19 protein-coding genes are annotated in these 24135 nt (G+C 51.0%); 14 read left to right on the top strand and 5 right to left on the bottom strand.

What is annotated here, in order from left to right:
- Window positions 1-101 precede the first annotated feature (101 nt).
- The 5 genes from OVA10_RS17715 (at window position 102) to OVA10_RS17695 (ending at window position 7362) form a co-directional block, all read left to right on the top strand.
- Complete coding sequence (locus tag OVA10_RS17715) at window positions 102-1205, top strand: HlyD family secretion protein (protein ID WP_100777097.1); 1104 nt, start codon at window positions 102-104, stop codon at window positions 1203-1205.
- The gene (locus OVA10_RS17710; protein ID WP_107703988.1) at window positions 1202-2773 is read left to right on the top strand and encodes a DHA2 family efflux MFS transporter permease subunit; all 1572 of its coding nucleotides are present in this window, start codon (window positions 1202-1204) and stop codon (window positions 2771-2773) included. The genes OVA10_RS17715 and OVA10_RS17710 overlap by 4 nt, the downstream gene beginning before the upstream one ends.
- A complete protein-coding gene (locus OVA10_RS17705) occupies window positions 2773-4296 on the top strand; it encodes an efflux transporter outer membrane subunit (RefSeq protein WP_100777095.1) in 1524 nt (507 codons plus the stop codon). Before OVA10_RS17710 ends, OVA10_RS17705 begins: the two co-directional genes overlap by 1 nt.
- Before the next feature lie 108 nt (window positions 4297-4404).
- Window positions 4405-5442, top strand: coding sequence for an aldo/keto reductase (locus OVA10_RS17700; protein ID WP_268196538.1), 1038 nt, complete (start codon window positions 4405-4407; stop codon window positions 5440-5442).
- 1041 nt (window positions 5443-6483) lie between these two features.
- Window positions 6484-7362 carry a LysR family transcriptional regulator gene (locus OVA10_RS17695; RefSeq protein ID WP_268196537.1) on the top strand — a complete coding sequence of 293 codons (879 nt, stop codon included), beginning with the start codon at window positions 6484-6486 and terminating at the stop codon, window positions 7360-7362.
- 81 nt (window positions 7363-7443) lie between these two features.
- Here OVA10_RS17695 and OVA10_RS17690 read toward each other — a convergent pair whose 3' ends face one another.
- Window positions 7444-8373, bottom strand: coding sequence for a LysR family transcriptional regulator (locus tag OVA10_RS17690; protein WP_268196536.1), 930 nt, complete (start codon window positions 8371-8373; stop codon window positions 7444-7446).
- Window positions 8374-9501: 1128 nt separating this feature from the next.
- Between OVA10_RS17690 and OVA10_RS17685 the strand changes: the two genes are divergently transcribed.
- The 8 genes from OVA10_RS17685 (at window position 9502) to OVA10_RS17650 (ending at window position 19443) form a co-directional block, all read left to right on the top strand.
- A complete protein-coding gene (locus OVA10_RS17685; RefSeq protein WP_248859871.1) occupies window positions 9502-10392 on the top strand; it encodes a LysR family transcriptional regulator in 891 nt (296 codons plus the stop codon).
- Between the two features lie 363 nt (window positions 10393-10755).
- The gene (locus OVA10_RS17680; RefSeq protein WP_248859872.1) at window positions 10756-11301 is read left to right on the top strand and encodes a fimbrial protein; all 546 of its coding nucleotides are present in this window, start codon (window positions 10756-10758) and stop codon (window positions 11299-11301) included.
- An 86-nt stretch (window positions 11302-11387) separates the two neighbouring features.
- The gene (locus OVA10_RS17675; RefSeq protein ID WP_268196535.1) at window positions 11388-13874 is read left to right on the top strand and encodes a fimbria/pilus outer membrane usher protein; all 2487 of its coding nucleotides are present in this window, start codon (window positions 11388-11390) and stop codon (window positions 13872-13874) included.
- 12 nt (window positions 13875-13886) lie between these two features.
- The gene (locus tag OVA10_RS17670) at window positions 13887-14609 is read left to right on the top strand and encodes a fimbrial biogenesis chaperone (RefSeq protein WP_252152570.1); all 723 of its coding nucleotides are present in this window, start codon (window positions 13887-13889) and stop codon (window positions 14607-14609) included.
- A 12-nt stretch (window positions 14610-14621) separates the two neighbouring features.
- Entirely contained in the window at window positions 14622-15758 is a 1137-nt protein-coding gene (locus OVA10_RS17665) for a fimbrial protein (RefSeq protein ID WP_268196534.1), read from the top strand.
- Between the two features lie 201 nt (window positions 15759-15959).
- Window positions 15960-17336 (top strand): glycoside hydrolase family 1 protein, encoded by a 1377-nt coding sequence (locus OVA10_RS17660; protein WP_268196533.1) that lies wholly within the window; start codon window positions 15960-15962, stop codon window positions 17334-17336.
- Window positions 17337-17387: 51 nt separating this feature from the next.
- Entirely contained in the window at window positions 17388-18710 is a 1323-nt protein-coding gene (locus OVA10_RS17655; protein ID WP_268196532.1) for a PTS sugar transporter subunit IIC, read from the top strand.
- Between the two features lie 16 nt (window positions 18711-18726).
- Complete coding sequence (locus tag OVA10_RS17650; protein WP_268196531.1) at window positions 18727-19443, top strand: GntR family transcriptional regulator; 717 nt, start codon at window positions 18727-18729, stop codon at window positions 19441-19443.
- A 48-nt stretch (window positions 19444-19491) separates the two neighbouring features.
- On the opposite strand, the gene ldtB is transcribed toward OVA10_RS17650, so the two are convergent.
- Entirely contained in the window at window positions 19492-20412 is a 921-nt protein-coding gene (ldtB, locus tag OVA10_RS17645; protein ID WP_100777079.1) for a L,D-transpeptidase, read from the bottom strand.
- Between the two features lie 666 nt (window positions 20413-21078).
- Here ldtB and OVA10_RS17640 point away from each other — a divergent pair.
- A complete protein-coding gene (locus OVA10_RS17640; RefSeq protein WP_268196530.1) occupies window positions 21079-21801 on the top strand; it encodes a YagK/YfjJ domain-containing protein in 723 nt (240 codons plus the stop codon).
- A 452-nt stretch (window positions 21802-22253) separates the two neighbouring features.
- Here OVA10_RS17640 and OVA10_RS17635 read toward each other — a convergent pair whose 3' ends face one another.
- The 3 genes from OVA10_RS17635 to OVA10_RS17625 all read right to left on the bottom strand — a co-directional run bounded on the left by OVA10_RS17635 (window position 22254) and on the right by OVA10_RS17625 (window position 24116).
- A complete protein-coding gene (locus OVA10_RS17635; RefSeq protein ID WP_268196529.1) occupies window positions 22254-22721 on the bottom strand; it encodes a hypothetical protein in 468 nt (155 codons plus the stop codon).
- Entirely contained in the window at window positions 22722-23033 is a 312-nt protein-coding gene (locus tag OVA10_RS17630; protein ID WP_268196528.1) for a hypothetical protein, read from the bottom strand.
- 468 nt (window positions 23034-23501) lie between these two features.
- Window positions 23502-24116, bottom strand: a complete 615-nt coding sequence (locus OVA10_RS17625) for a recombinase family protein (protein WP_268196527.1) — start codon at window positions 24114-24116, stop codon at window positions 23502-23504.
- Window positions 24117-24135: the final 19 nt, after the last annotated feature.

The raw sequence follows: 24135 nt of genomic DNA, 5'->3' as shown, positions 1-24135 counted from the left end.
GCGCTAATTGTCAGTTTTTCCTGGCAAATGTATAGCAACGTCCTAACTTTAGTGAACGGCATAACTGTGATGCCGTTCACTGACAGGAACGTTGTTGGCATATGGCAGAGACAAACGAAAACGCGGAACAAAACGAAAGCGCAGATCAAAACGAAAAAAGCGAGCGCAAACGCCCGGGTAAAAAGCCTCTCATTATCCTTGGGATAGTGGTGGTCATCATGGTTATCGTGGCGCTGGTGTGGTGGCTTCTGACCCGAAATGAAGAGACCACCGACGATGCGTTTACGGATGCAGACGTGGTGACTATTGCTCCGAAAGCGGCGGGCTACGTTACCGAACTGCGCGTGCGTGATAATCAGCGGGTGAAAAAGGGCGATCTGCTGGTCGTTATCGATCCGCGTGACACCACCGCTCAGCGCGATCAGGCGCAGGCGCAGTTAGGGCTGGCCGTGGCGCAGTTGCACCAGGCACAGGCTCAGCTGGCGCTCTCAAAAGTGCAATATCCGGCCCAGCGGGACGAAGCGAAAGCGCAGGTGCTGAAAGCGCAGGCGGATATGGCGAATGCGCAGGCTGAATACCGCCGTCAGCGCGGTGTCGATCCGCGCGCCACCACGCAACAAAGCATTGATTCTGCAAACGCCCAGCTGCGCAGCGCTCAGGCCGGTCTGGCCAGCGCCCAGGCACAGCTGGAAGTGGCGGAGCAGGTCCAGCTCCAGATCCGCCAGCAGGAAACCAACGTCGAAGCGCGTGAACGTCAGGTCGATCAGGCGAAAGCTCAGCTCGAAACCGCCACGCTGAATCTCTCTTACACCGAAGTGCGCGCCCCGTTTGATGGGTTTGTCACCAAACGTAACGTCCAGCCGGGTACCCTGGTGCAGGCCGGAACGGCGCTCTTTTCGCTGGTCTCACCGGATATCTGGGTGGTGGCGAACTTCAAAGAGTCGCAGCTTGAGCGTATGCGTCCGGGCAATAAAGTGGCGATCACCGTGGATGCCTGGCCGGACATGAAGCTGGAAGGGCACATCGACAGTATTCAGCAGGGGAGCGGTGCGCGTTTCTCGGCCTTCCCGGCGGAAAACGCTACCGGCAACTTTGTGAAAATCGTGCAGCGCGTCCCGGTCAAAATCGTGATCGACAAAGGGCTGGACCCGAACATGCCTCTGCCGCTGGGCCTCTCCGTTGAGCCGAAGGTCACGCTGGAATGACGGATCACAGCCACGACAACTGGCGGCCCGCCAGTAATCCCTGGGCGGTGGCAATTGTGGTCACGCTCGCGGTGTTTATGGAGATCCTTGATACCACCATCGTTAACGTGGCGCTGCCGCACGTGGCAGGCTCGCTCTCGGCAAGCTACGACGAGTCGACCTGGGTGCTCACCAGCTATCTGGTTGCCAACGGTATTGTGCTGCCCATCTCCGCGTTTCTGAGCCGGGTGTTTGGGCGCAAGCAGTTCTTCCTGATCTGTATTGTGATGTTCACCATCTGCTCCTTTCTGTGCGGCATCGCGACGGAGCTGTGGCAAATCATTCTGTTTCGCATCATGCAGGGTTTTTTTGGTGGCGGGCTTCAGCCAACGCAGCAGTCGGTGCTGCTCGATTACTTCAAACCCGAGGATCGCGGCAAAGCCTTTGGCCTGTCGTCGATTGCGATCATCGTCGCCCCGGTGCTGGGGCCGACGCTCGGCGGCTGGATCACCGATAACTACTCCTGGCGCTGGGTCTTTTTTATCAATATTCCCGTTGGGATCGTGACGGTACTGGCGATTTATCAGCTGCTGGAAGATCCGCCCTGGGAGCGTAAATCCGAAGAGAAACTGAGCATCGACTGGACAGGGATTGGCCTTATCGCTCTGGGCCTCGGCTGCCTGCAGGTGATGCTCGACCGCGGCGAGGATGACGACTGGTTCTATTCAAACTTTATCCGCACTTTTGCGGTACTGACCCTTATTGGCATTATCGGCGCGATTTACTGGCTCCTGTATGCCAAAAAACCGGTGGTCGATCTGCGCTGCATGAAGGACAAAAACTTTGCCGTCGCCAGCCTCTTAATGGCCGGAATGGCGATGATTTTGTACGGCAGTTCGGTTGTGATCCCGCAGCTTGCCCAGCAGGATTTGGGTTACACCGCCACCTGGTCGGGGATGGTGCTCTCGCCCGGTGCGGTACTGATTGTCCTGACCATTCCGCTGGTATTAAAACTGATGCCCGTCGTGCAGACGCGCTGGATCATCGCCTTTGGTTTTGCCTGTCTCGCGGTGTCGTTCTTCTGGTCGCGAACCTTAACGCCGGATATCGATTTCGAAACCCTGGTGCTGTTTCGTAGCGCCCAGTCGTTCGGGCTGGGGTTCCTGTTTGTTCCGCTCACTACCATTGCGTTTATTTCGATACCGAGGCGGCTTAACGCCGACGCCGCCGCGCTGTTTACCATGTTCCGTAACGTCGCGGGTTCGATTGGGATCTCGCTTTCCACCGCCGCAATCACGGAGCGTGCGCAGACGCATAGCGCGCATCTGGCCTATCACGCGTCGCCCTTTAATGAGCAGTTCCAGCTGGCGCTGCGGGAGTCGGCGCAGGCCATTCAGAACTTTACTACTCAGGTCGGCAATCCGCTGGATATCGCCACCGGACGCATGTACCAGACCATGATTGAACAGTCGCGCTTCCTGGCCTACGTGGACGTTTTCACGATCCTGAGCGCGGTGGCGCTAATACTGATCCCGTTTTGTTTGTTGCTCTCGCCGGTGAAAAGCGAGGGGAGTGCAGGAGCACATTGATGATGTACAGACGTTTATCCCCCCTGTTTTTAATGCTGCTGTTAGCGGGGTGCGCCGTAGGGCCTGATTACCAGCCGCCCGCACCGCAGACGCCTACGACATGGAACGATCCTGGCGATGCGAGCGTGAAGTCACAAACGCAGAGCAGCGCGGTAAACCCGCGCTGGTGGAAAACGTTTGGCTCCGCGCAGCTCGATAGCCTGGTTGAGCGGGCGATTGCCGGAAACCTCTCGCTGCAGCAAACCGTCCTGCGCATCGCCGGTGCCCGCGAACAGATAAACCAGGCAGGCGGGGCGTTTTATCCCTCGGTGAACGGTAATCTGCAGGCGACCCGCCAGCAGTTGGGGCTGGAGGGGGAGCTAAAATCGCACGGTGTTTACGATCAGCTGGATGACGTTGATCCCGATCTGAAAGGGGCGCTGGGGCCGCTCACCCAGCCGATAAATCTCTATCAGGGAAGTTTTGATGCCCAATGGGAACTCGATCTGTGGGGCAAAGTGCGCCGTCAGGTGGAAGGTGCCGAAGCCCAGCAGCGTGCGGCTATCGAACAGCGCAACGACGCCCTGGTTTCACTGGAAGCGGAAGTGGCGCGGGCCTGGCTGCAACTGCGCGGGGCGCAAAGCGTGATGGCGACGCTCAATACGCAAATTGAGAGCGCACAGCAAACGCTCGATCTGACCGAAAGCCGCCAGCGCGGCGGTCTGTCACCGCAGATGGACGTGGAGAACGCCCGCGCGCAGCTGGGCAATCTGGAAGCGCAACTGCCGCAATATCAGGCCCAGGAGCGTCAGGCGATGAACGGTCTGGCGATTCTGCTGGGTAAACCGCCGGGTGCGCTGGACAGCGAGCTGCGTTCTGTTCAGCCGCTGCCCGCATTGCCAGACATTGTGCCGACAGGTATTCCGTCGACGCTCGCCCGTCGCCGCCCGGACGTGCGCGAGGCGGAGGCCAATCTTCACGCCGCGACGGCGCAAATTGGTGTCTCCGTTGCTGAGCTGTTCCCGAGCGTGTCGCTCTCCGGCCAGTTTGGCCTGCGCAACAGTGAAACCAACTGGCTCACCGACTGGAGCAGCCATTTCTATAGCGTCGGTCCGCAGGTATCGATCCCGATTTTCCAGGGCGGACGGTTAGTTTCGAGCGTCAAAGTGGCGCGCGCGCAGCAGGGCGCCGCCGTGCTCGACTATCGTCAGACGGTGCTCACCGCGCTCGGCGATGTGGAAAACGCGCTGGTGAGCTATCGCACGGACCAGCAGCGGGAAGCGGGCTTAGGCAAAACCATCGACGCGCTGCAAAACGCCTTCGATCTGGCGAGCGACAGCTATCGTCAAGGGATCGCCAGCTTTATCGACGTGCTGGATGCTCAGCGCCAGCTGGCTCAGGCGCAGCAGCAGCGCGCGCAGTCGCAGGTGCAGAGTGCTCTCGATCTGGTGGCACTCTACAAGGCCCTCGGCGGAGGCTGGGAGCCGTATCAGCAGGTAAATTTGCCGGACTATTCGGTGTTTGGCGACGCCCCGCGCGGATAACGTTCAGAGGATTGGGCAAGAAACAAACAGGAACGCCACATTCGCGTTTTGCAGGCGCGGGGTATAACTGTCCGGCACCCATCAAACGAACATTGTGAGGAACGTCATATGCGTTATCAAAAACTGGGCAATACCGGTCTGTTTGTTTCTGAGCTTTGCCTTGGCACCATGACCTTCGGCGGGGAAGGTGGCATGTGGGGAAAAATCGGCCAGCTTCAGCAGAGCGATGCGGAAAAACTGGTTGGCCGTGCGCTGGATGCCGGAATTAACTTTATCGACACTGCGAACGTCTATTCAGAAGGGCGCTCGGAGGAGATTACCGGCCAGGCGCTGAAAAACCTCAAAATCCCGCGTGAAAACGTCGTTGTCGCCACCAAAGTGTTCGGTGAAACCGGTACCGCAGGCGTCAACTCACGCGGCAGTTCGCGTTATCACATCATCAGCAGCGTTAAAGAGAGCCTGCGCCGCATGCAGCTCGATCATATCGATCTCTATCAACTGCACGGTTTCGATCCGGCAACGCCGATCGAAGAGACGCTCTATGCTCTCGATAATCTGGTGCAACATGGCCATGTGCGCTACATCGGTGTCTCTAACTGGGCGGCATGGCAGATTGCGAAAGCGCTGGGGATCTCCGAGCGTCTCGGGCTGGCGCGTTTTGCCTCGCTACAGGCGTACTACACCATTGCCGGGCGCGATCTGGAACGTGAACTGGTGCCAATGCTGCAAAGCGAAGGCGTCGGTCTGATGGTCTGGAGCCCGCTAGCGGGTGGTTTGCTGAGCGGCAAATACGGTCGTGACGGCCAGAGCGAGGCGGGTGGACGTCGTCTGGCGTTCGATTTCCCACCGGTGGAAAAAGAGCGCGCGTTCGACTGCGTGGACGTGATGCGCACCATAGCCGAAAGCAAGGGCGTTTCAGTCGCGCAAATCGCGCTGGCGTGGCTGCTGCATCAGAAAGTGGTGAGCAGCGTTATCATCGGAGCCAAACGCGTGGATCAGCTGGATGACAACATTGTCGCAACGAATATTCGCCTGAGTGATGACGAACTGAAGCAGCTCGACGCCGTCAGTGCACTGCCGCGAGAATATCCGGGCTGGATGCTGGAGCGTCAGGGTGAATATCGCCAGAATCAATTGAAAGGATAATCTTAATTGCCGAGTAACGTCAGGCAGACAATATCAACCAGGGTGTTTGCTTTGTCGTAGAAGGAAAAGCGTCTGATTACAGGATTTATATCGGGCAAGTGGAAAGTCTTTTTCGTGTGCGGTGACGGCTGCGCGCACTGAATCGGTAAAAGCCCTCTGCGAATAGTTTTCACAGGGGGCTTTTTTTTAGCTGTGTTTGACGCTTTATGGCCAGAGCGCTGAAGCTGTAACACTTATCGGTGATACCAGCACCAGGAAATAGCTGAGGATAGTCCGGCGCGCAGAGAGCCCCTGCCAGCACTGATTAAATTTAGGAACATAATTAAGACCGCCGATAAACTTCTGGAAAGATTCCTGCGTAAAGTTATCAAGCACAAGCCGTTTATACAGGAGCACCTACCACATGAAAGGGCTAATAAATAGTCATTAAGCAAAACTTAAGAGTGATAGTGCAGACAGGGAAGCGTTATTAATTTACTCTTGTAAAGAGATATCTTTTGTATAGTCCGCAAACTTCCATTTTAGAAGGTTTTTTCTGACCGTGGATCAATAAATATTCATAATCATAAACAATGATAATTAATCTTTTGAAAAGTGCTTACACGTACAGAGGAGGCGTAACAGCCTCGCCAGCTTTGATATACCACTGCCACTCACCCTGACATTCATCTATAGCCAGGCGTTGAACCTCAACTGGCCTTTGTGGTAGTGCAATTGATACCCGGCATGTGATATTGAGCAACTATTTCAATTGCATGCCCTCTGGTACCTGCGCTTTCCTTTTAGTTTTCATGCTGGCATGGGAATCAGCACAGCGGAAATTTAACGACAGCAAATGATATTAACGGATGCAAAGGGTATGGGCGTGTGAGAGATGTTGGCCGTTACGTTTAAGAAAGAGTGATATCAGGATGAGTAATAGAAAGAGTTAACTGTCCGCCTGGAACCGTAAAATTTTTTACAGGATGTGACCCGTTTAGCGAGAGGCATAAAGGATTTAGAAATCTCAAATGAACGCTAATTGATTATGGAAGATTATTAATGATTCATCATAAATTAAGTAAAGCAGAAATCGGTCGCATACGTATTTTTGATACAGTGATGAAAACGAAAACCATGAGCCAGACGGCTCTGGCTTTGAATGTTTCGCACTCTAGCGTCTATCTGGCTATAAAAAAATTAAGACTTTTATATAACGATGTGCTTTTTATTCGCGATAAGAGTTTGCTCGTGCCGACAGAATTTGCAAAGCGATTGCATACCGAGTCCCTGGCGATATTGAAAAACCAGCAGGAGATACAGCCTGCTCATGTTGAGACAGACAAACATCGTTTCATCTTTGCGTGCGCGCCGCATATCGCTGCAACAGTGATCCCCGTAACCTATTTGTTGATGGAGCAGTCAATCCTCTTTCCCCTGGAGCATATGGCCCTTCCTGTTTCGCCAGAGGCCAGGGTTGATTTATTATTGAACAATAAGGCTGATGTGATTTTTGACTATGAGCCTATTCAACATGAAGATATTTTCTTCAAGCGTCTCTTTAAGGAGGATTATGCGATTGTTTGCCGTAACGATCATCCCAGACTTTCGAATTCGATCTCGCTAAAAGAGTTTTCCTATGAGAAACAGGCGGCGCTAGGTTGTTCCTCAAGCATTGATAACTTAATAGATACTCAAAATGTATTTTTTGCCAGCCATTACTATCTTGACCTGCTGGCAATGGTGGAGGTGAGTGATATTATCTGTGTTATCCCATTAAATATTTATTTGAAGCTTCACGCCTCTTTTGATATCAAGCCATTAAATTATAAATTTAAATTAAATGTCAAAAAAACAAGCTTATACATCAACTATTTAAAAGATCCTTCGAGACAAAAAGATAAGAATGATCTTCTCAAGAAAATAGAAATGATGCGATAGAAATTGAATGTTAAACAGGATAACGGTTGTGGTATTAGAAAGGAAATAGCCTTAGCCATTGTGCAGGCTATTCCCTTTTATTCACAGTTCTTTGAACTTATTAAGGACCTCTAAAAGTTCCAGAAAATGTGGACTTTTTAATGACGTTTTATTGTATGTCATATACATGGTGACAGGTTCGACGCTAAAATGACAATCCAATACTTTGATGTTAAAGCTTGATGCAAATTTTTCAGCAAACCAGGCGGGTACGAAGCTGACCACATCCGATTTTTCTACGATGGCGGCGTTAACAATTATGGAACTGCTGCTAAAGAAAAAGTTGCGTTCGCCTAAAAACTCCATAATTCCTGTCTGAGCGCGTTTGACGTTTTCAGAACCGGCATTCAGGAAACTGGAGGTTTCGAACGCCATCTCCTCGTATGTCAGCGTCTTATTTAGCCTTGGATGGTCTACTCGGCAAATAGGAACAGTCCGCTCAACAAGATACGGCTCTACGACAGTAGAAAAATTATAATAAGGCTTTGTATCAAATACGATATCTGCTTTGCGGTAGGTCAACGCATCTTCAATGGTGTCCAGAAGGGCGTCAGCGCTAATATGGGTTATTTCGCAATTAAGCCCTTCCTTAAGTACCTCTGCGCTGACGTCAGGCAAGATACGCATCGCGGCATAGGGAGTTGAGTGGATCACAAATTTGCTTCGGGTGGTGGTATCTTTGAAGTAATCAAGGCTACCCAGCAGTTGCCTGAAACCTGCACGTAATTGATTGTGCAAATTCTCTGCAATAGTGGTTGCCACAAGTCCTCTCCCTTCGCGGATAAAAAGGGGATCGGAGAAAAAACTGCGTAGCTTCGTCAGTGACTGGCTGACAGCCGATGGGCTAACGCACAGCAGTTCTGCCGCCTTAGAAACGCTCTTGTGAACATAAATGGCTTCAAAGATTAAAAGAAGATTTAAATCAAATCCTTTGACCCTACTGATATTTGCGATAAGCGAGTTTTCTGTCATTTTCAATTCCCTGACTGATAAACAAAAGCGGTAACTTCACTCTGCGATATATTCACATAGAGAATAGCATAGCGACAGCCCGGTTCTCTTCTCACGTGGCCTTAGAAAGACACTTTCACATTTGCATTAGCGCTATCCACCTTGACGACAGTATCCAACCACAAAGAAGGCGCCTTTCTACGCCATAGCCTGTTTCCATCGAAGGCGATGGATGCCGGACGCGGGACAGGGGTGAGTTCCATGGCCGGAACTGAAACAAGTTCCGTGTCGGCATCAGGAACGGGCTCCGGGATAGCGTCTGAGCCATCATAAACTCATATACCCATTTTCTCCTTTTGCTTCCTGGATGTTTTTTATAAACAAGAAAAGGTTAAAATCGTAGTCCTTAGAACGTAGTCAATAATAATTTACCTTTTAAATGATGATTTTTTTAATATTCCATGGTTAAAGTCCCTAAAATAACGGTTAAAAGATATTTTTTCTACTTCTTTAACCCACTATTCCTAAGGATTAGATAACGAAACAGTAATCCGTTTTATTTCAAAAGTTTTTAGTTGACCCGCTTTTATTTACCGATAAATCTAATATTGTTTTTTGCTTACCATGAACGCTTTGAGTGTAACTGTCTGTTTAAGAAAATAAAAGAGGCCACCTTCTTTTACGGTGTTCAAAAAAACAGCCGGGCGTTGACGGGTAGTTACAAGTATTTATATTTATCAGTGGGTTAAGAGTGATATTGGCAAATCAATATCTACGTGTTTTAAGTTAAGCTTAATGCATTTGTAAGTATTGCTGACTATACCGCTATCAATGTTTCCTGAATAATCCATTTCAACTTACAGAAGACGGCGCCATTGATTTGTCCAGCAAAGATGCAGCGGGAAAACTTTTACAGGATATCTCTATTCAGGCAACACAAGAAAATTATCACTATTCTGGTGAAAATTTTGAAACAATGGGTGGTAACCCACGAGTATATTTTCGCTGCCAGAGCAACGGTAATACTTAATGAGTCCCCCCACTACTGAATAACATGGTTCCAGAAAGATTATTTTTAATAAAAAAGAACGTTCCAAAGGGACGAAGTAACGCTCTATAAACCATTGAAGGTAAGTCAAGGAATGTTTTATGCTCTCTTTTAAAACTGAAAAGGTAGAAGCCGAACGACTTAAAATATTTGATGTGGTAATGAAAACCCAAAATCTGAGCCATGCCGCCGCTTTGTTGAATATCTCTTACTCGAGTGTCCATTTTGCGATAAGAAAACTTCGGGTTTTATATAATGATCTGCTATTTATACATGATAAGAAAACGATGGTGCCTACTCCTTTCGCCCTTATGTTACATAGTGAGATGCAGGCATTTATGAACACGTCACAACCTGATAGTTTCTTAAATAATGAGGAAGCTGGCAATCTCCGTTTTGTATTTGCCTGTGAATCACATATCGCTGCCATAGTGACGCCTCTTGCTTTTTTGTCAATGCAGAATTCAGCATCATTCCCTTTGGTACATATACCGCTTCCTTCAACGCTGCAGAGTAAAATAGATATTCTTCTTAATAATAAAGCGGATGTCGTTTTGGATTATTCTCCGCTTGAACATGAGGATATTTGTTCTAAGCGATTATTCAAAGAGGATTATGTTATTGTTTGCAGCAATACTCATCCCAGACTCTCTCAGTCAATTACCCATAAAGAGTTCTGTCAGGAGAAACATGCTGTTCAGACGACGCCGTCTGGAGTGGATAATCAAACGAGATTTAGCTATGTTCATTGTGCACTGTTTAGCAGCCATAACTATCTTGACCTCCTGGCGATCGTTGAAGTGAGTGAGTTGATTTGTGTTGTGCCATTAAATATCTATTTGAAGTTAAATCTCGCCTTCAACATAAAGACATTAAGCTATAACTTTAAGCTAAATATTCAAAATAATCGTCTTTATATCAATTATCTAAAAGATCCCTTTCGTCCTGTCGAGAAAGAGTGCTTGTTAGAAAAAATTAAAAAAATGTATTGAAGCGATGTTCGCATATTAAAGGTTATGCCCATTTTTTTCTGAATAGTTACAATGAGTATATTACCGAACAGTAAACTGTCGTTGATGTATTCATGTGAAAATTTGTTATAAACATGGTGTAAAAGTGTAAATGCAGTTTAGCATTTACAGTCATTTTCTTTGGTACTCCTGTCACGGATTTTAAAATCTTCAGTTTTTTTAGTGGGTTATCCTTGGCTTGTGCTGACTCGATTATTAGCGTTAGCACTCCTTCATAAGTCCTTTAGTATATCTCACTACATGGTTTTAGTCGCCAGGGATACTATTGTCACTCATTCAATTAATCTTAATTGAATATCCCTTTTACTTATTAAGTGTGGTTTTATGAAAAAGTTAAATACATATCTTGTGTCATTGCTATGTGTGGCGCCGTTATCGTCTTTTGCGGCGGATGGCGACATCACCTTCACCGGTAAAGTGACTGCATCGGCCTGTACTCTTAAGGGGTTTAACGGTATGGCGTCCACATCTTCACTGATGGCGCTGACGACCGTAAGCCCTGAATCCTTTAATGGCGCAGGCGGTTATGCAGGCATGAAGGATTTCACTATCGATCTGCAGGATTGTGATATCACCACCATGAAAAATGCCCGTGTGGCCTTCAGCGGCACGCCCGATACCCTCGATAACGAAATATTGAAGAACACCGAAACCAACGGCCCTGCTGATGGCGTGGGTGTTGCTATTTTAGAAAATGATGGTGCCACGCTGGTTGATATTAACGGCGGTATACCTTCTCACTCCCAGGCACTAAGTGCGGGCGACACCGAGCTTAAATTCAAAGTGGCTTATAAAGCTAACACGGCGACGCCGGCAGTTACCCCCGGTAATGTCAAAGCAAAAACCTTTGTCGATATTACGTATAATTAATCTCTCTTTATTTACTTTATTTCCTGGTTAATTATTTGTGATGAAAAAGCAGGCCTCTTTTGAAAAGATATCATTCCAATTTAATAATGAAGACTTTCATTTTAGCGTCTGCTTTAGTTTCGTCTTATTCTCAGGCAGCAGCAAACGACAGCGCCTTTGACGCTGACTTTCTGCGCAAAGATTCCCAGGAAATACCTGAGCAATTTTATCACCCGGATCAGGTGGACGCGGGGGTGAAAACCGCCGATATCGTCCTTAATGGCCATATTCTTTTTAAAACCAAAGTTGAATTTATTGCCACAAAAGCCGGTGAGAGTGCCACGCCCTGTCTGACCCAGGCGCTGCTGCATCAGACGGGGCTGGACACGCATCTCGACGAACTGGCGAAAGCGCGGAATGAAACCTGCTACGACTTCCTCAAAAAATGGCCGGACGCCCGGATCAGCTACGACGAGTCGATGCAGCAGCTGGTTATCAGCGCTCCGCAGGCGGCGACCAGCGTGGCCGGGCAGACTGAGATGATCGACCCGTCGCTGTGGGATAACGGGGTCAATGCCCTGCGTCTGGGCTATTCCGGCTACGTGTATCACACCGACAACCACAGCGACGATGCGGGTTCGGGCAGCAGCGACAATGCCTACCTGAGCCTGAACTCCGGCGTGAATCTCGGGAGCTGGCGTTTCTACAGCTTTGATACGTTTAACAAATCCGACCTGGGCTGGGAGCAGAACCACGACCGCGCCTATGCCGAGCGGGATATTGCGGCGCTGGTTTCCCGTTTTACCGCCGGGGACGTGTATGCCAGCACCTCCAGCGACGTGCTGGGGATTTTACCCCTGCGCGGTGTGACGCTGGAGACCAACGCCCAGATGCTGCCGTCGGACACCTTTAGCTACTCGCCGGTGATCCGCGGCGTGGCGCGCAGTAACGCCCGCATCGTTATCCGCCAGCGCGGCAACATTATCTACAGCGAAACCGTCGCCCCCGGCAGCTTCGCGATTAAAGATTTGAATAACGGCCAGATTGGTGCGGACCTGGACGTCACGGTGGAGGAGAGCGACGGCAGCAGGCAGCAGTTCACGGTGCCGTACACCGCGCTGCCGAACATGCTGCGCCCCGGCACCTGGCGCTACAGCCTGAGCGCGGGGCGCTACCGCGATGACGGGCTTTCCTGTCAGCCCCTCGTGGCGCAGGGCAGCCTGCAGTACGGCTGGGACCGGTTCACGCTGAGCGATTTGATTGTGGCGGGGGAAGGGTATCAGTCCATGGCCCTGAGCAGTGCGGTCAACCTCGGCGTGCTGGGCAGCGTGTCGCTCGACTGGGCGCTGGAGCGTCACCAGACGGCAACTGACAGCGACAACACTGGTGACGAAGACATCAGCGACAACGGCCGCGCGCTGCGCCTGTTGTACGCCCGGCGTTTTGACAGCACCGATACCTCGTTGCAGGTGATGGGTTTTCGCTACCAGAGCAAAGATTTTATGGATTTCCCGGACTATGCCAGCTGGCGCTGGGGCGACAGCAACACCCGCAGTCACCGCAAAAACGAGGTGCAGGCCACCCTTAACCAGGGGATGGGCGATTTCGGTAACGGCTATCTGACCCTGCAACAGGACAGCTATTACGACTCGGATGCGCGCGACACCTCCCTGACGCTGGGCTACAGCTTCATGATTAAATTCGTGAACGTCAGTCTGAACTACAGCTATCAGAAAAATTCCGGCGCGGGTGACGATAGTGATAATGACCGCCAGTTCTCGCTGAACTTATCGATACCGCTCGATGCGGGCGACCGCAACAGCCGCACCCTGTCCGTGAGCACCAACAGCAGCAATCATGACAGCGGCTCGCAGATGGCGACGGTGTCCGGAACGGAGCTGGACAATGCCCTGAGCTATTCATTATCCGCCCAGCACGACAGCAGCGGGTATTCGCCCGCCGCGTCGATGGCGTATCGCAACAGCATGGTCAACATGAACGTCAGCGCCAGCACCAGCCGGGGCAGCAGCCAGTACTCGGCAGGCGCCTCGGGCGGCGTGGTCGCCTACGGTGACGGCCTCGTGCTCTCGCAGCAGCTGGGGGACACCATCGCGATTATCGAAACGCCGGGCGCCAGGGACATCAGCGTGGAAGGCCAGCCGGGGGTCTCGACCAACCGCTGGGGCCGTGCCGTGGTGCCGTCGGTGTCGGCCTATCGTGATAACCCGCTGTCGCTCGACACGCGTCACGCCGCCGACAACGTCGAGCTGGTTGATGCCGGGCAGAACGTCATTCCGACCCACGGCGCCGTGGTTGTGCGCCGTTTTCAGACCAAAGTAGGACGCCGCGCGATCGTGATGTTATCACTCCCGGACGGCAAACCCGCCCCGTTTGGCGCCAGCGCGTGGCAGGAGAAGGAGCAGGTCGGCATGGTGGCCGATAACGGACTGTTGTACCTCAACGGCATTCTGGCCGACGGGAGCGCAACGCTGCATGTGGATCTGGGCAATCACGCTCAGTGCCAGTTCACATTACCGGATGCCGGCGGCCCTTCTGAGCCCTGGTACCAGCAAATTAATGCGGTTTGCCGCTAAGCAGAGAACATCATGAAACTCACTAAACTTGCCGTTCCCGCTCTGATGAGCCTCCTGTTACTGACGAATGCCGCCTCCGCGGCGGTGCGCCCGGCGCTGACCCGCGTCGTGGCCCTGGAAAGTGATAAAGAAACCTCCATCAAACTACTCAACGACGACACCACCCAGGACTACCTGGTTCAGTCGTGGGTGGAAGACCTGAAAGGCAGCGATAAAAACCTGCCGCTCATCCTCACGCCGCCGCTGTTTAAAATCGGTGCCGGGCGTGAAGGGAAGCTGCGTATGGTTATCCTGCCGGGCCGCATTCCGCAGGACCGGGAGTCCGTGTACTGGCTGTGGATCCAGGAAGTGCCGCCGGTCAGTAAAGTGAAAGGCAACCAGCTGCAGGTGGCGGTGCGCACGCGTCTGAAAATCTTCCTGCGCCCGACGACGCTGTCCGAAAAACCGGCTGAGACGGTCAGTAAACTGCAGTGGCAGGTGAGCCACGACGGCGGCAAAGCCTGGCTGGTAGTGAAAAACCCGACGCAGTATTACGCCAGCTTCTCTGAGCTGTCGGTCACGACTGGAGGCAGCGCGCAGCCGGTGGCGGATAAAAGGAGCATGGTGCCGGCCAAAGGCGAAATGCGTTACGCGCTGCCGGCGGGGGTGAGCGGTAAAGCGGGCACGCTGAATTATTCGCTGATGAATGATTTCGGGGGGGAATCCCCGGTTCAGCATCAGTCCCTGACATTCTGACGGACACTGATTATGAAACTCTGGTGTGGCCTGCTGTTGTGTCTGCTGCCTGCCTTCAGTTGGGCAGGGGCGTTGCACTGTGATATTGACACCGGGGGGGCGCTGCCGTTCGCCCCCTTTACCCGGGAAAACCCGATTGCGGTGGATGAAAACACCCCCGACTACACCGTCGTGCTGTCGCTGGACTACGCGCAGTTTCTGCCCAACATGCGCCTGTCCTGTACCTCGGACGGTCAGGACCTGGACGCCCCGGCGAATTTTGACGGCAACATCACCCTCAGCTTCAGCACGGTGAATGATAAGGCGCTGGACTGGACCGGGGAGGCGCAGACCACCAACAACGGCATCAAAATGAAGATGTACATCAAGGCGGTGTCGCTGAGCGAAGAGACCCCGCCGGACAGCTATCCGTCTGCCCGTATGGTCCTGGGGAAACGCCTCGGGGTGGAATACCCGATTATTAACGGGAAAGAGGACTCGACGCTGGTGCAGTTTGGTGCCCAGTACAACGCCGGAAAAACCCTGTACCGGTTTGATAACAAATACAATTTCGCCATCGAATCGATGCGCGTGGAGCTGATTAAACTGGGCTGGGTGGATTACCGCTCAGAAGCGGTCATTCCGCCGGGGGCACACCTCACGTTCTCTATTGACGGCCTGGGCGGCGCCTCAAGCGTCGACGTACCGCTCGGATCGGGCGTCTATATGGCAGCGCCGTCGTGCTCGCTGGATAACAAACATCAGACCGTGGACCTGGGGGAATTTCGCAAAAGCAGCAGCGGTTCATTCCCGCGGGAAGGAAAGCTGACCCGTTTTGGCATGGATTTTACCTGCAGCAGTTACACCAACAATGTCGAGTTTACCTTTGATGAGCCCTACACCATTGTGCGCGGACGAGAGACCATTTCGGCAGTGAGCGATCAAAATGGTCAAAAGCTGAAAGGCCTCGAAGTGGGTCTCTATAACAGTGAAGGGAAAGTGGTGCGAATGGGCGTGAAGCAGAATATCGGAGTGGGGCAGAAAGGGAAAAATACGGCGTTTTTCCAGGCGGCGGCCATACAGACAGCCCCCGAGATAACCGACGCAAATGACAATACCTTTTCCGGAGATTTTACGGCAAAAGTGAATGTCACAATCACGTATTACTAGGGCAAGGGTTAGCGTTCATCACTTTCTATCAATGATCGAATCCGAGAGAACCCTGTGCTGTTTTAGATAAACAGCAGGGCCCTCCGGCTTCTTTATTTCTATCCCGCTCACAAAAAACGATCCTTTCGTTTGCTTGATTTTTCATCTTTGCCTATATGACTAGTCATGAAATTTAAATGACTAGTCATATAGGGAGAGACCATGAAACAATCACTGCCAGCTAACTTTTTATGGGGTAACTCGGTTTCCAGTATGCAGACCGAGGGGGCATGGAACGAGGGCGGAAAGGGGATGTCGGTGTATGACATCCGCGAAGCCGGGGAAAATGCCTCTGACTGGAAAGTCGCCACCGATTCGTATCATCGCTACCAGGAAGATTTCGACCTGATGCAGGATCTGGGCATGAACTGCTACCGCTTCCAGATCTCCTGGAGCCGTGTCTGTCCGCAGGGTGACGGCGATTTCAACGAAGAGGGCATCGCATTTTACGATCGCTTTATCAACGATCTCATCGCGCGTGGCATAGAGCCGATGATCTGCCTGTACCACTTCGACATGCCGCTGGCCCTGGCGCAGGAGTACAACGGGTTTAACGATCGCCGGGTGCTGGACGCGTTTGTGCGCTACGGCAAAAAGATGATCGACTGCTACGGCGACCGGGTGAAGTACTGGCTGACCTTTAACGAGCAGAACATTTTCCATATGCCGGAAGCGTTCAGAGTCTCAGGCTACATGAAGGGCGAGCAAACCCTGCGCGAACTCTACGAAATCCAGCATCATACGATGGTGGCGCACATGGCGCTGACGGAGTACCTGCACCAGGCCAAACCGGGGCAGTTGATGGGCGGCATGCTGGCGCATCAGTTGATCTATCCGGCCACCTGCAAACCGCGCGATATCTTCTGCGCTCAGCAGTACGACGAATTCCTCAACCAGAATCTGCTGCGCGTCTTTGCCGGTCAGGGCTACAGCCCGGCGGTGATGGCAGTGGTTGAACAGCAAGGATTTGGGGATATCTATCGTGAGGACGATTTGGCCCTGCTGGCGCGAACCAAAAACGACTATATGGCGTTTAGTTACTACGCAAGTAAAACCCTCGACAGCGACCCGATTCCGGAAGGCACGCAGGTGAACTACTACCTGGCCCACGGCGAGAAGAACAATCCGTTCCTGAAAGCCACCGAATGGAACTGGCAAATCGATCCGCTCGGTTTTCGCACCATTATCACCCGCTATTATAACGACTGGCGTCTGCCGGTCTTCCCGATTGAAAACGGCATCGGGGTGATTGAGTCCTGGGACGGGGTGAATCCGATAGAAGATGATTACCGCATCGATTATCACCGCAAGCATTTCGAGGCGATGAAAGCGGCGATCTTTGAAGACGGCGCGCAGGTGATAGGTTACCTCGGCTGGGGGTTGATCGACATTCTCAGCTCGCAGGGCGACATGCGTAAACGCTACGGCGTGGTGTACGTCAACCGCGAAAACCACGATCTCAAGGATCTGAAACGCGTGCCGAAAAAGAGCTACGCGTGGTTAAAACAGGCTATTCATAGCAACGGAAGCGAGCTGTAAGCCTTACGCTGCCGGACCGGTTTTTGTGACTGATTGATGGGAATATCCGCTATGTCTGATACAAAAATTACACCTGCGATGCAGTCGTTTGTCGACAGATTTGTTGAGTTCTCCGCGCGCCTGGCAAACCAGGTGCACTTACGTTCCTTGCGCGACGCCTTCGCCACGGTAATGCCGATCTTTATCCTTGCCGGTCTCGCGGTGCTGGTGAATAACGTGGTGTTTCCGTGGGTGTTCGAAGGGGAAACCCTCGCCCACTTTAAGGTGTGGGGTGAGGCGATTATTAACGGCACGCTGAACATCGCGGCACTGTTACTCGCCCCGATGATTGCCTGGTCGCTGGCGCGCAACAAAGATTTCGACAACCCGGTTTCGGCAGTGGTTATCGCCGTAAGCAGTTTTATCATTATGATGCCGATGCAGCTCCAGCTGGTGCCCGTCGGCAGTCAGGCGCCGGTGAATGTCACCCAGGTGCTGACGTTCAGCAATATCGGCTCGACGGGCATATTTGCCGGGGTGCTGATTGGTCTGATTTCAACGGAAGTGTTTATTGCGATTTCGCGCCTGAAAGTGTTGCACATTTCGCTGGGCGAGAACGTCCCGCCTGCGGTGAGCAAATCCTTTACCGCGCTGATCCCGACGATCATCACGCTTTCCCTGTTCGCCATTCTGGCGGCACTGCTGGCGAACGTGCTGCATACGGATCTGATTCACCTGATCACCCATTTTATCCAGCAGCCTCTCAGACTCATTAATACCAGTTTGCCCGGCACAATTTTTATCTACAGCTTCGGTAATTTCCTGTTTACGCTGGGTATTCACCAGTCGGTGGTGAACAGCGTGATTCTGGAACCGTTCCTGTTAATCAACACCAATGAGAACATGCTGGCCTTCGCCAACGGGCAGCCGATTCCGCATATCATCAATAACATTTTTGTCCCGACGTTCGGGATGATTGGCGGGACGGGCAGCACCATCTCGCTGCTGATCGCCATCTTTATCTTCTCACGGCAAAAATCGGCCAAACAGGTGGCGCGGCTGTCGGTGGCTCCGGGGCTGTTTAACATCAACGAACCGGTGATTTTCGGCCTGCCGATTGTCTTTAACCTGCCGCTGATGATTCCGTTTGTACTGCTGCCGGCGATAGGGATTTACTTTGCCTGGCTGTGTACCACGCTCGGCCTGATGTCGCGCTGTGTGGTGATGATCCCCTGGACCACGCCGCCTATACTCAGCGCCTGGCTGGCGACGGCGGGGGACTGGCGGGCGGTGGTGGTTCAGTTGGCAATCATTGTATTTGGTGTATTCTTCTACCTGCCTTTCCTCAAGATTGCTGAGAGGGTGGCATTGAAAAACAGTGCGATAGCGGATTAATTATAAGGAAAAGGCGATGGCGGCGAAGTACATCACCATAGCGCGGGAAATTAAGAAACGCATTATTAGCCAGCAGTATGCCGCCAATGAACCGCTGCCGGACCAGTTTGCGCTGGCGGCGGAGTTCAGCACCAGCCGGATGACCATTCAGCAGGCGATACGCCAGCTGATTGTGGAAGGGCTGGTCTATACGCGACAGGGGCAGGGGACGTTCATTCGTAAAAACTTCCTCCAGCTTTCCCAGTGGGATCTCTCCGGCAGCGACTATTTCGGCGCTACTAAAACCTGGGAACATCTGGGCACGGTGAGCAGTAAAGTGGTCCATTTCGAACTGCGCTTTCCGAACGAGAAAGAGCAGTCGTCCCTGATGATAAACGCCGATACGCCGATCTATGATTTTATTCGCCTGCGCAGCCTCAACGGTGAGCCGATGTCGCTTGATTCCACCGTCATGCCGCTGAATCTGGTGCCGGGGCTGAATAAAACCCATCTTGAAAGCTCGGTGTTCCAGTACGTGCAGGAGACGCTGGGGCTGAAAATTATGGGGTCATATCGGGTGGTGCGGGCGTTAAAACCGAACGCGCTGGATATGCAGCATCTGATCTGCGAGCAAACCGACCCGGTGCTGGAGGTGGAGCAGGTGATCTATCTGGAGGATGGCACGCCGCTGGAATACGCCCATTGCCACTACCGGTACGATCACGGTGGAATCGTCATCGTGAATAACGGGTAATAAAAAAGCGGGCTAAGCAGCCCGCTTTTTTGTTTGAAGCTGAGTCAATCAGTTCAGACGTACCGGCATACCGGAACGGTTCTGTACCGCCTGATCCACAACGGTGGTTTCAACGTCGGCCTGGCTGGTGACAGCCTGCACGTTGCTCTTCAGGGTAATCGGCACGATCTCGTTATTGTTGATCTGATCTTCGCTGGTAGACAGCGGGTTGTGCACTTCGATATAGCGGCTGCCATCTGGCTCAGAGGTCGCTTTCACCGGTTCGTTGATGAACTGAACGCGGGTACCAACCGGCACATTCTCGAACAGGAACTTGATATCGTCGTTACGCAGACGCACACAGCCGTGGCTCACGCGCAGGCCGATACCGAAGTTGGCGTTGGTGCCGTGGATCGCATACAGACGACCGATGTACAGCGCGTACAGACCCATCGGGTTGTCCGGACCGGCAGGAACAACGGCTGGCAGCGGCTCACCGGCAGCGATGTACTCGGCGTGCATCTTCGCGGTTGGCGTCCAGGTTGGGCCTGCTTTCTTACGTTCTACTTTAGTGGTCCAGTTCAGCGGGGTGTCTTTGCCCAGCTGACCGATACCAATCGGCAGAACGATCACGGTATTGGTGCCTTTCGGGTAGTAATACAGACGCATTTCAGCGCTGTTGATCACGATACCTTCGTGGACGGTGTCCGGCAGGATCAGCTGCTGAGGAATGTTCAGCACGGTACCGGCTTTCGGCAGATACGGGTCAACGCCCGGGTTTGCTTCGAGCATGTTGGACAGGCCCAGCTGGTATTCAGCGGCGTAATATTCCAGCGGCTGGGAGTTGCCTTCCGGAACAATAACCACCTGGTTTTGACCCACCAGACGGCTACCGTCTGTCGGCAGCGGATAAGTCACCGCAGAAGCGGTATTGCAAAAACCTACTACGGCTAACGCCGCCGCAAAAAGCGTTGATAATTTCATATTCATGTTATGCGAGGTATCTTTGCCACTCTGGCGATTAGTTGATGAGTCTGAATCATTGATGGGAGCGCATTATATGTGCATTCCCTCGCGCATGGAATTCAGATGTGTACGAAATCACATTTTTTTCGATTTTGTTAAAGTTTAGTGGTTGGTTGCAACACGGGATTTCAATTCGGAATTGTGGCATAATGCCGTGTTTATCACACTTTTTCGCAGGAATCTCCCCGTGTTAGTTACCAGCAACGTCACCATATAGTTTCAAAGGGGGAATTAAGAGATACGGAGAGAAGTTTCTTTCATCCTGCTTGCGTACATTGGTCAGTCTTCGTTGTTTAAAATTTTGGTTTCATTTGGGCCAATATCCTTATACTGGCCTTGTGGTTTTAACCACTCAACCCAAGAATATCATAAGGTCAACCCGCAAATCGGACACACTGTCAGCACGGATAAATTTTAAATTGCATTTTTTTTTCTTGCTGTTATGATTTAATGTTGAATAAACACATTCGTAAACTTTGTTCCGTAGTATTTCTCTCCTCCAAAACATCCCCAACGTCAGATGCAAGGCGGCTTTGCGCTATCGCAAATGCCCTCATTTTACCGTGGTTTTAGGTAGTAACTATTTGGGAGGTGTGATCTCTTTCTGAGTACAAAAAGGTTAATTTAACAATGATGCAACAATCTCAAGCGCAGTTCCCATTGTCGATTTTATCGACAACAAGTTTTCGTACCGTCTACCATGAACACGGACGTTACAAAACAATTAATGGCAACTCCTTTGTTCATGATGGTCATGCATACCGGATTAACACAAGAATCGGCTCTGGTGTTCGTCATGACATACTTATTTCAACAATCAACGAACTGAAAGCAATCCTGAAGCTCTACAGTCGAGTGTTCCTGACCCGTTTTGATCTCCACCTCCCTGAGTTCACTTCTGTTGAAGCAGGTAACAAATACATACGCAACCTGTTCAAACGATTACGTGACCGCCTGGAGTCTGGGAATAACGGTTTATCGGAACCTATCATAGATTTTGCTTACGGTTGGGTTTGCGAACAGGAAAAGGCTTCACAGCCCCATTACCATTGCTGGATTGCACTTCCACATCGTTCGGTAAGATGGTTTGGAACGCCAGACAGAGGGATCGCTGGTATTATTACGGAAATCTGGATGAAACTGACAGGTGGTAAAGCAACGCTGGTAAACTTATCTAAAGCCACTAAAGACTATCCCGATCACTACGTCATTCATCGTGACGATCCTTCATCACTCGAAGGTCCGGTATTCTGGCTTTCTTACCTGGCAAAAGAACGCGGTAAAGCGCAAACAGGGAAGGGAACACGCATGTACTCAACATCGAAATTAAGTAGTAAAGCACTGAATTCGTAAATATCGCACAGGAAGCCCGTAGAGCGTTTTTCTTTTCGAGGCATGCAGTGGCGTTGCCTATATCATAAAAATCGATTACAGCTTCGCTCAGAGCGTTTTAAGGCATGATTTGAACCTGACTAACTTTAGCTTCGGTAAGTTGCATGATAGTTCAACGATGGTTGCTTTGCTTATAGATTCATACATTTCTTCAAAATTCCGAGCGAAGCGAGGGACACGAACGTAGTGAGTGTCTAATGTCTACTATTATATTTTTATATTTTATATATAGAGAAAAGTAGACATATCCGTATGCTTTTTAACCAGCTTGGCTATCCGTCTTCGCTTCGCTTGACGGAACTCGCTTCGCTCGTAATCTGTAAAACGCCAATGCTGCCAATGGCCTCACAAAAAAAGCCGCGCATGTTTGGCGGCTTTGTGCAATTGCGGTTGAATATAGTAAGCAACTGCAATTAATTTCTCTCGGGATTATTCAGTTCGTCGTTGATTTGATTCAATGCTGTATAACTGTGCGTCGTCCGGTCCTTGATCCTCTGGAAATCAGCGTTATTGCAGATTTTTTTTATCCTTTCACCATATGTTCTTTTAAACCGTTTTCTGTCCAGTTTCTTATCAATGAAACGCTGGCAGGCAATATCGTAGGCGTTAAGAACCCGCTCTATTTTATGATCTTCCATTTTACTTTCTGCCAGACTCATTGCGTACGTCTGGCCCGGATTAGCTAGTTGCCAGGCTTCAGCCTTAAGAGCTATTTCCATTGAAAAATCTGCCAGGGCATCTTGCGCATCCTGAATTTTCGAGTACGTGTTTTCCTCTGATTCACCTAGCGCATTTTTATTACTGCGGTATGCGGCAAAAAAAGTTGCACCAGAAATTATAAGACTGAAAAAAGATACACCGAGACTGATGACTGCAATCATTTATCTGTCCCTTCTGAAAGCCGACAGCATCTCAGCAAGTTCATCAGCAGCATCAAATGAAATCCTGTAGCTTCCGCTTTTCTCGAAGCTTTCAGAGATTCCTCCGTATTCTTCTGTTCCAATACCAGGCAGAACGGAGCGCCATACTTTCTGGGCTTCTTCTTCCGTGTATATACGAGCGTCACGATCACGAACTATTTCTTCCAAAACGCTCTTTAAAACCACTTTGTAATAGGTTGGGCCTATGTTGTAAGCGTTCCAGACCTGTTTCTGATACTTTTCAATGCGCCTGTTCAAATCATTTGGATGCATAATTATTCCTCGTTATTCCACAAAGCAGAGGAATCCGATTTTAATCAACGTATTCTTTGCCGTCTATAACTTACGGTTGTTCAACGCCTAATTCATTCATTTTTCCTTATTCGGTGAAAACCCGATTCTACCGAATCGCCCCGCTGCGGCGCAAAACACTATATGCTGTGCTTTAATGGGGGGGTGGAACTACCAGATATAGTGGTCCGTCCCTCAGCGCCAGGGGAGGCTGCGCCGCTTCCCTGCTGCGCTATTCGGTAAAACTTCGGCATGGGCGGGTTTCCCCGAATACGATTTATCGTTAGCGTAGTGTTTGTTCTTGCTTTTTTCATACTGCACAATGGCGATGTGATTTTAGAAAATGTCATTTCTGACATTAAGGCTATGTCTGAGCGGACAGTAAAACTCGTTCGTACTCTATCTGCGGAAACTGTAAGTGCGAGTCCGAACTGATACACTTTATCTGAATCAGCTTACCAATTCCTTTTTGATCCGGTAGAAGGTTGCACGACTGATATCAGCAGCTTTCATTATGTGGGCTGGTTTAACGTTCTGTGCCAACATTTCGAATACTACTTTACGGGCTTGCATATCCTTTTCTTTCCCTGTGTACAGACCTTCTGCTTTTGCTCGCTCGATCCCCTGTGCCTGGCGTTTACGGCGGGTCTCATAATCTTGTCGTGCCATTGTCGCAAGGATATCGATCAGCATGGCATTGACTGCACGCAGAATGCCACTGGTAAGATCATTACCTGACATTTCAACCATCTGCCAACTGGTTGGTAAATCCATTGATACAATAACCAGCCCTTTACTATTCAGTGTAGCTTTGAGTTCTGCCCATTCTTCATGTTTAAGACGACTGAGACGGTCAATCGCTTCTATGAGAAGCAGATCACCCGGTTGAGCTTCCTCAAGGAGGCGCATTAGTTCTATGCGATCCAGCTTCGCACCGCTGGCATTCTCAATGTATTCTTCGGCAATCTGCCAGTTCTTGTTTTGCGCAAATTCGCGCAGGCTAATCAGTGCACGATCGGCATGTTGGCCTTCTGTTGATGCGCGGCAATAGATACGGACATTCATTATGAATTCTCTTTCGAAT

The sequence above is a fragment of the Lelliottia sp. SL45 genome (assembly GCF_026672535.1).
GTDB classification, from domain to species: domain Bacteria; phylum Pseudomonadota; class Gammaproteobacteria; order Enterobacterales; family Enterobacteriaceae; genus Enterobacter; species Enterobacter nimipressuralis.
Note: the sequence above shows the minus strand (reverse complement) of the source record. Positions and strands in the feature narration are given on the sequence as shown.

What these genes read in the sequence shown, in the direction of transcription:
- OVA10_RS17715 (WP_100777097.1), top strand. Translation starts at nt 102, where the DNA reads ATGGCAGAGACAAACGAAAACGCGGAACAAAACGAAAGCGCAGATCAA.
- OVA10_RS17710 (WP_107703988.1), top strand. Translation starts at nt 1,202, where the DNA reads ATGACGGATCACAGCCACGACAACTGGCGGCCCGCCAGTAATCCCTGG.
- OVA10_RS17705 (WP_100777095.1), top strand. Translation starts at nt 2,773, where the DNA reads ATGATGTACAGACGTTTATCCCCCCTGTTTTTAATGCTGCTGTTAGCG.
- OVA10_RS17700 (WP_268196538.1), top strand. Translation starts at nt 4,405, where the DNA reads ATGCGTTATCAAAAACTGGGCAATACCGGTCTGTTTGTTTCTGAGCTT.
- OVA10_RS17695 (WP_268196537.1), top strand. Translation starts at nt 6,484, where the DNA reads ATGATTCATCATAAATTAAGTAAAGCAGAAATCGGTCGCATACGTATT.
- OVA10_RS17690 (WP_268196536.1), bottom strand. Translation starts at nt 8,373, where the DNA reads ATGACAGAAAACTCGCTTATCGCAAATATCAGTAGGGTCAAAGGATTT.
- OVA10_RS17685 (WP_248859871.1), top strand. Translation starts at nt 9,502, where the DNA reads ATGCTCTCTTTTAAAACTGAAAAGGTAGAAGCCGAACGACTTAAAATA.
- OVA10_RS17680 (WP_248859872.1), top strand. Translation starts at nt 10,756, where the DNA reads ATGAAAAAGTTAAATACATATCTTGTGTCATTGCTATGTGTGGCGCCG.
- OVA10_RS17675 (WP_268196535.1), top strand. Translation starts at nt 11,388, where the DNA reads ATGAAGACTTTCATTTTAGCGTCTGCTTTAGTTTCGTCTTATTCTCAG.
- OVA10_RS17670 (WP_252152570.1), top strand. Translation starts at nt 13,887, where the DNA reads ATGAAACTCACTAAACTTGCCGTTCCCGCTCTGATGAGCCTCCTGTTA.
- OVA10_RS17665 (WP_268196534.1), top strand. Translation starts at nt 14,622, where the DNA reads ATGAAACTCTGGTGTGGCCTGCTGTTGTGTCTGCTGCCTGCCTTCAGT.
- OVA10_RS17660 (WP_268196533.1), top strand. Translation starts at nt 15,960, where the DNA reads ATGAAACAATCACTGCCAGCTAACTTTTTATGGGGTAACTCGGTTTCC.
- OVA10_RS17655 (WP_268196532.1), top strand. Translation starts at nt 17,388, where the DNA reads ATGTCTGATACAAAAATTACACCTGCGATGCAGTCGTTTGTCGACAGA.
- OVA10_RS17650 (WP_268196531.1), top strand. Translation starts at nt 18,727, where the DNA reads ATGGCGGCGAAGTACATCACCATAGCGCGGGAAATTAAGAAACGCATT.
- ldtB (WP_100777079.1), bottom strand. Translation starts at nt 20,412, where the DNA reads ATGAATATGAAATTATCAACGCTTTTTGCGGCGGCGTTAGCCGTAGTA.
- OVA10_RS17640 (WP_268196530.1), top strand. Translation starts at nt 21,079, where the DNA reads ATGATGCAACAATCTCAAGCGCAGTTCCCATTGTCGATTTTATCGACA.
- OVA10_RS17635 (WP_268196529.1), bottom strand. Translation starts at nt 22,721, where the DNA reads ATGATTGCAGTCATCAGTCTCGGTGTATCTTTTTTCAGTCTTATAATT.
- OVA10_RS17630 (WP_268196528.1), bottom strand. Translation starts at nt 23,033, where the DNA reads ATGCATCCAAATGATTTGAACAGGCGCATTGAAAAGTATCAGAAACAG.
- OVA10_RS17625 (WP_268196527.1), bottom strand. Translation starts at nt 24,116, where the DNA reads ATGAATGTCCGTATCTATTGCCGCGCATCAACAGAAGGCCAACATGCC.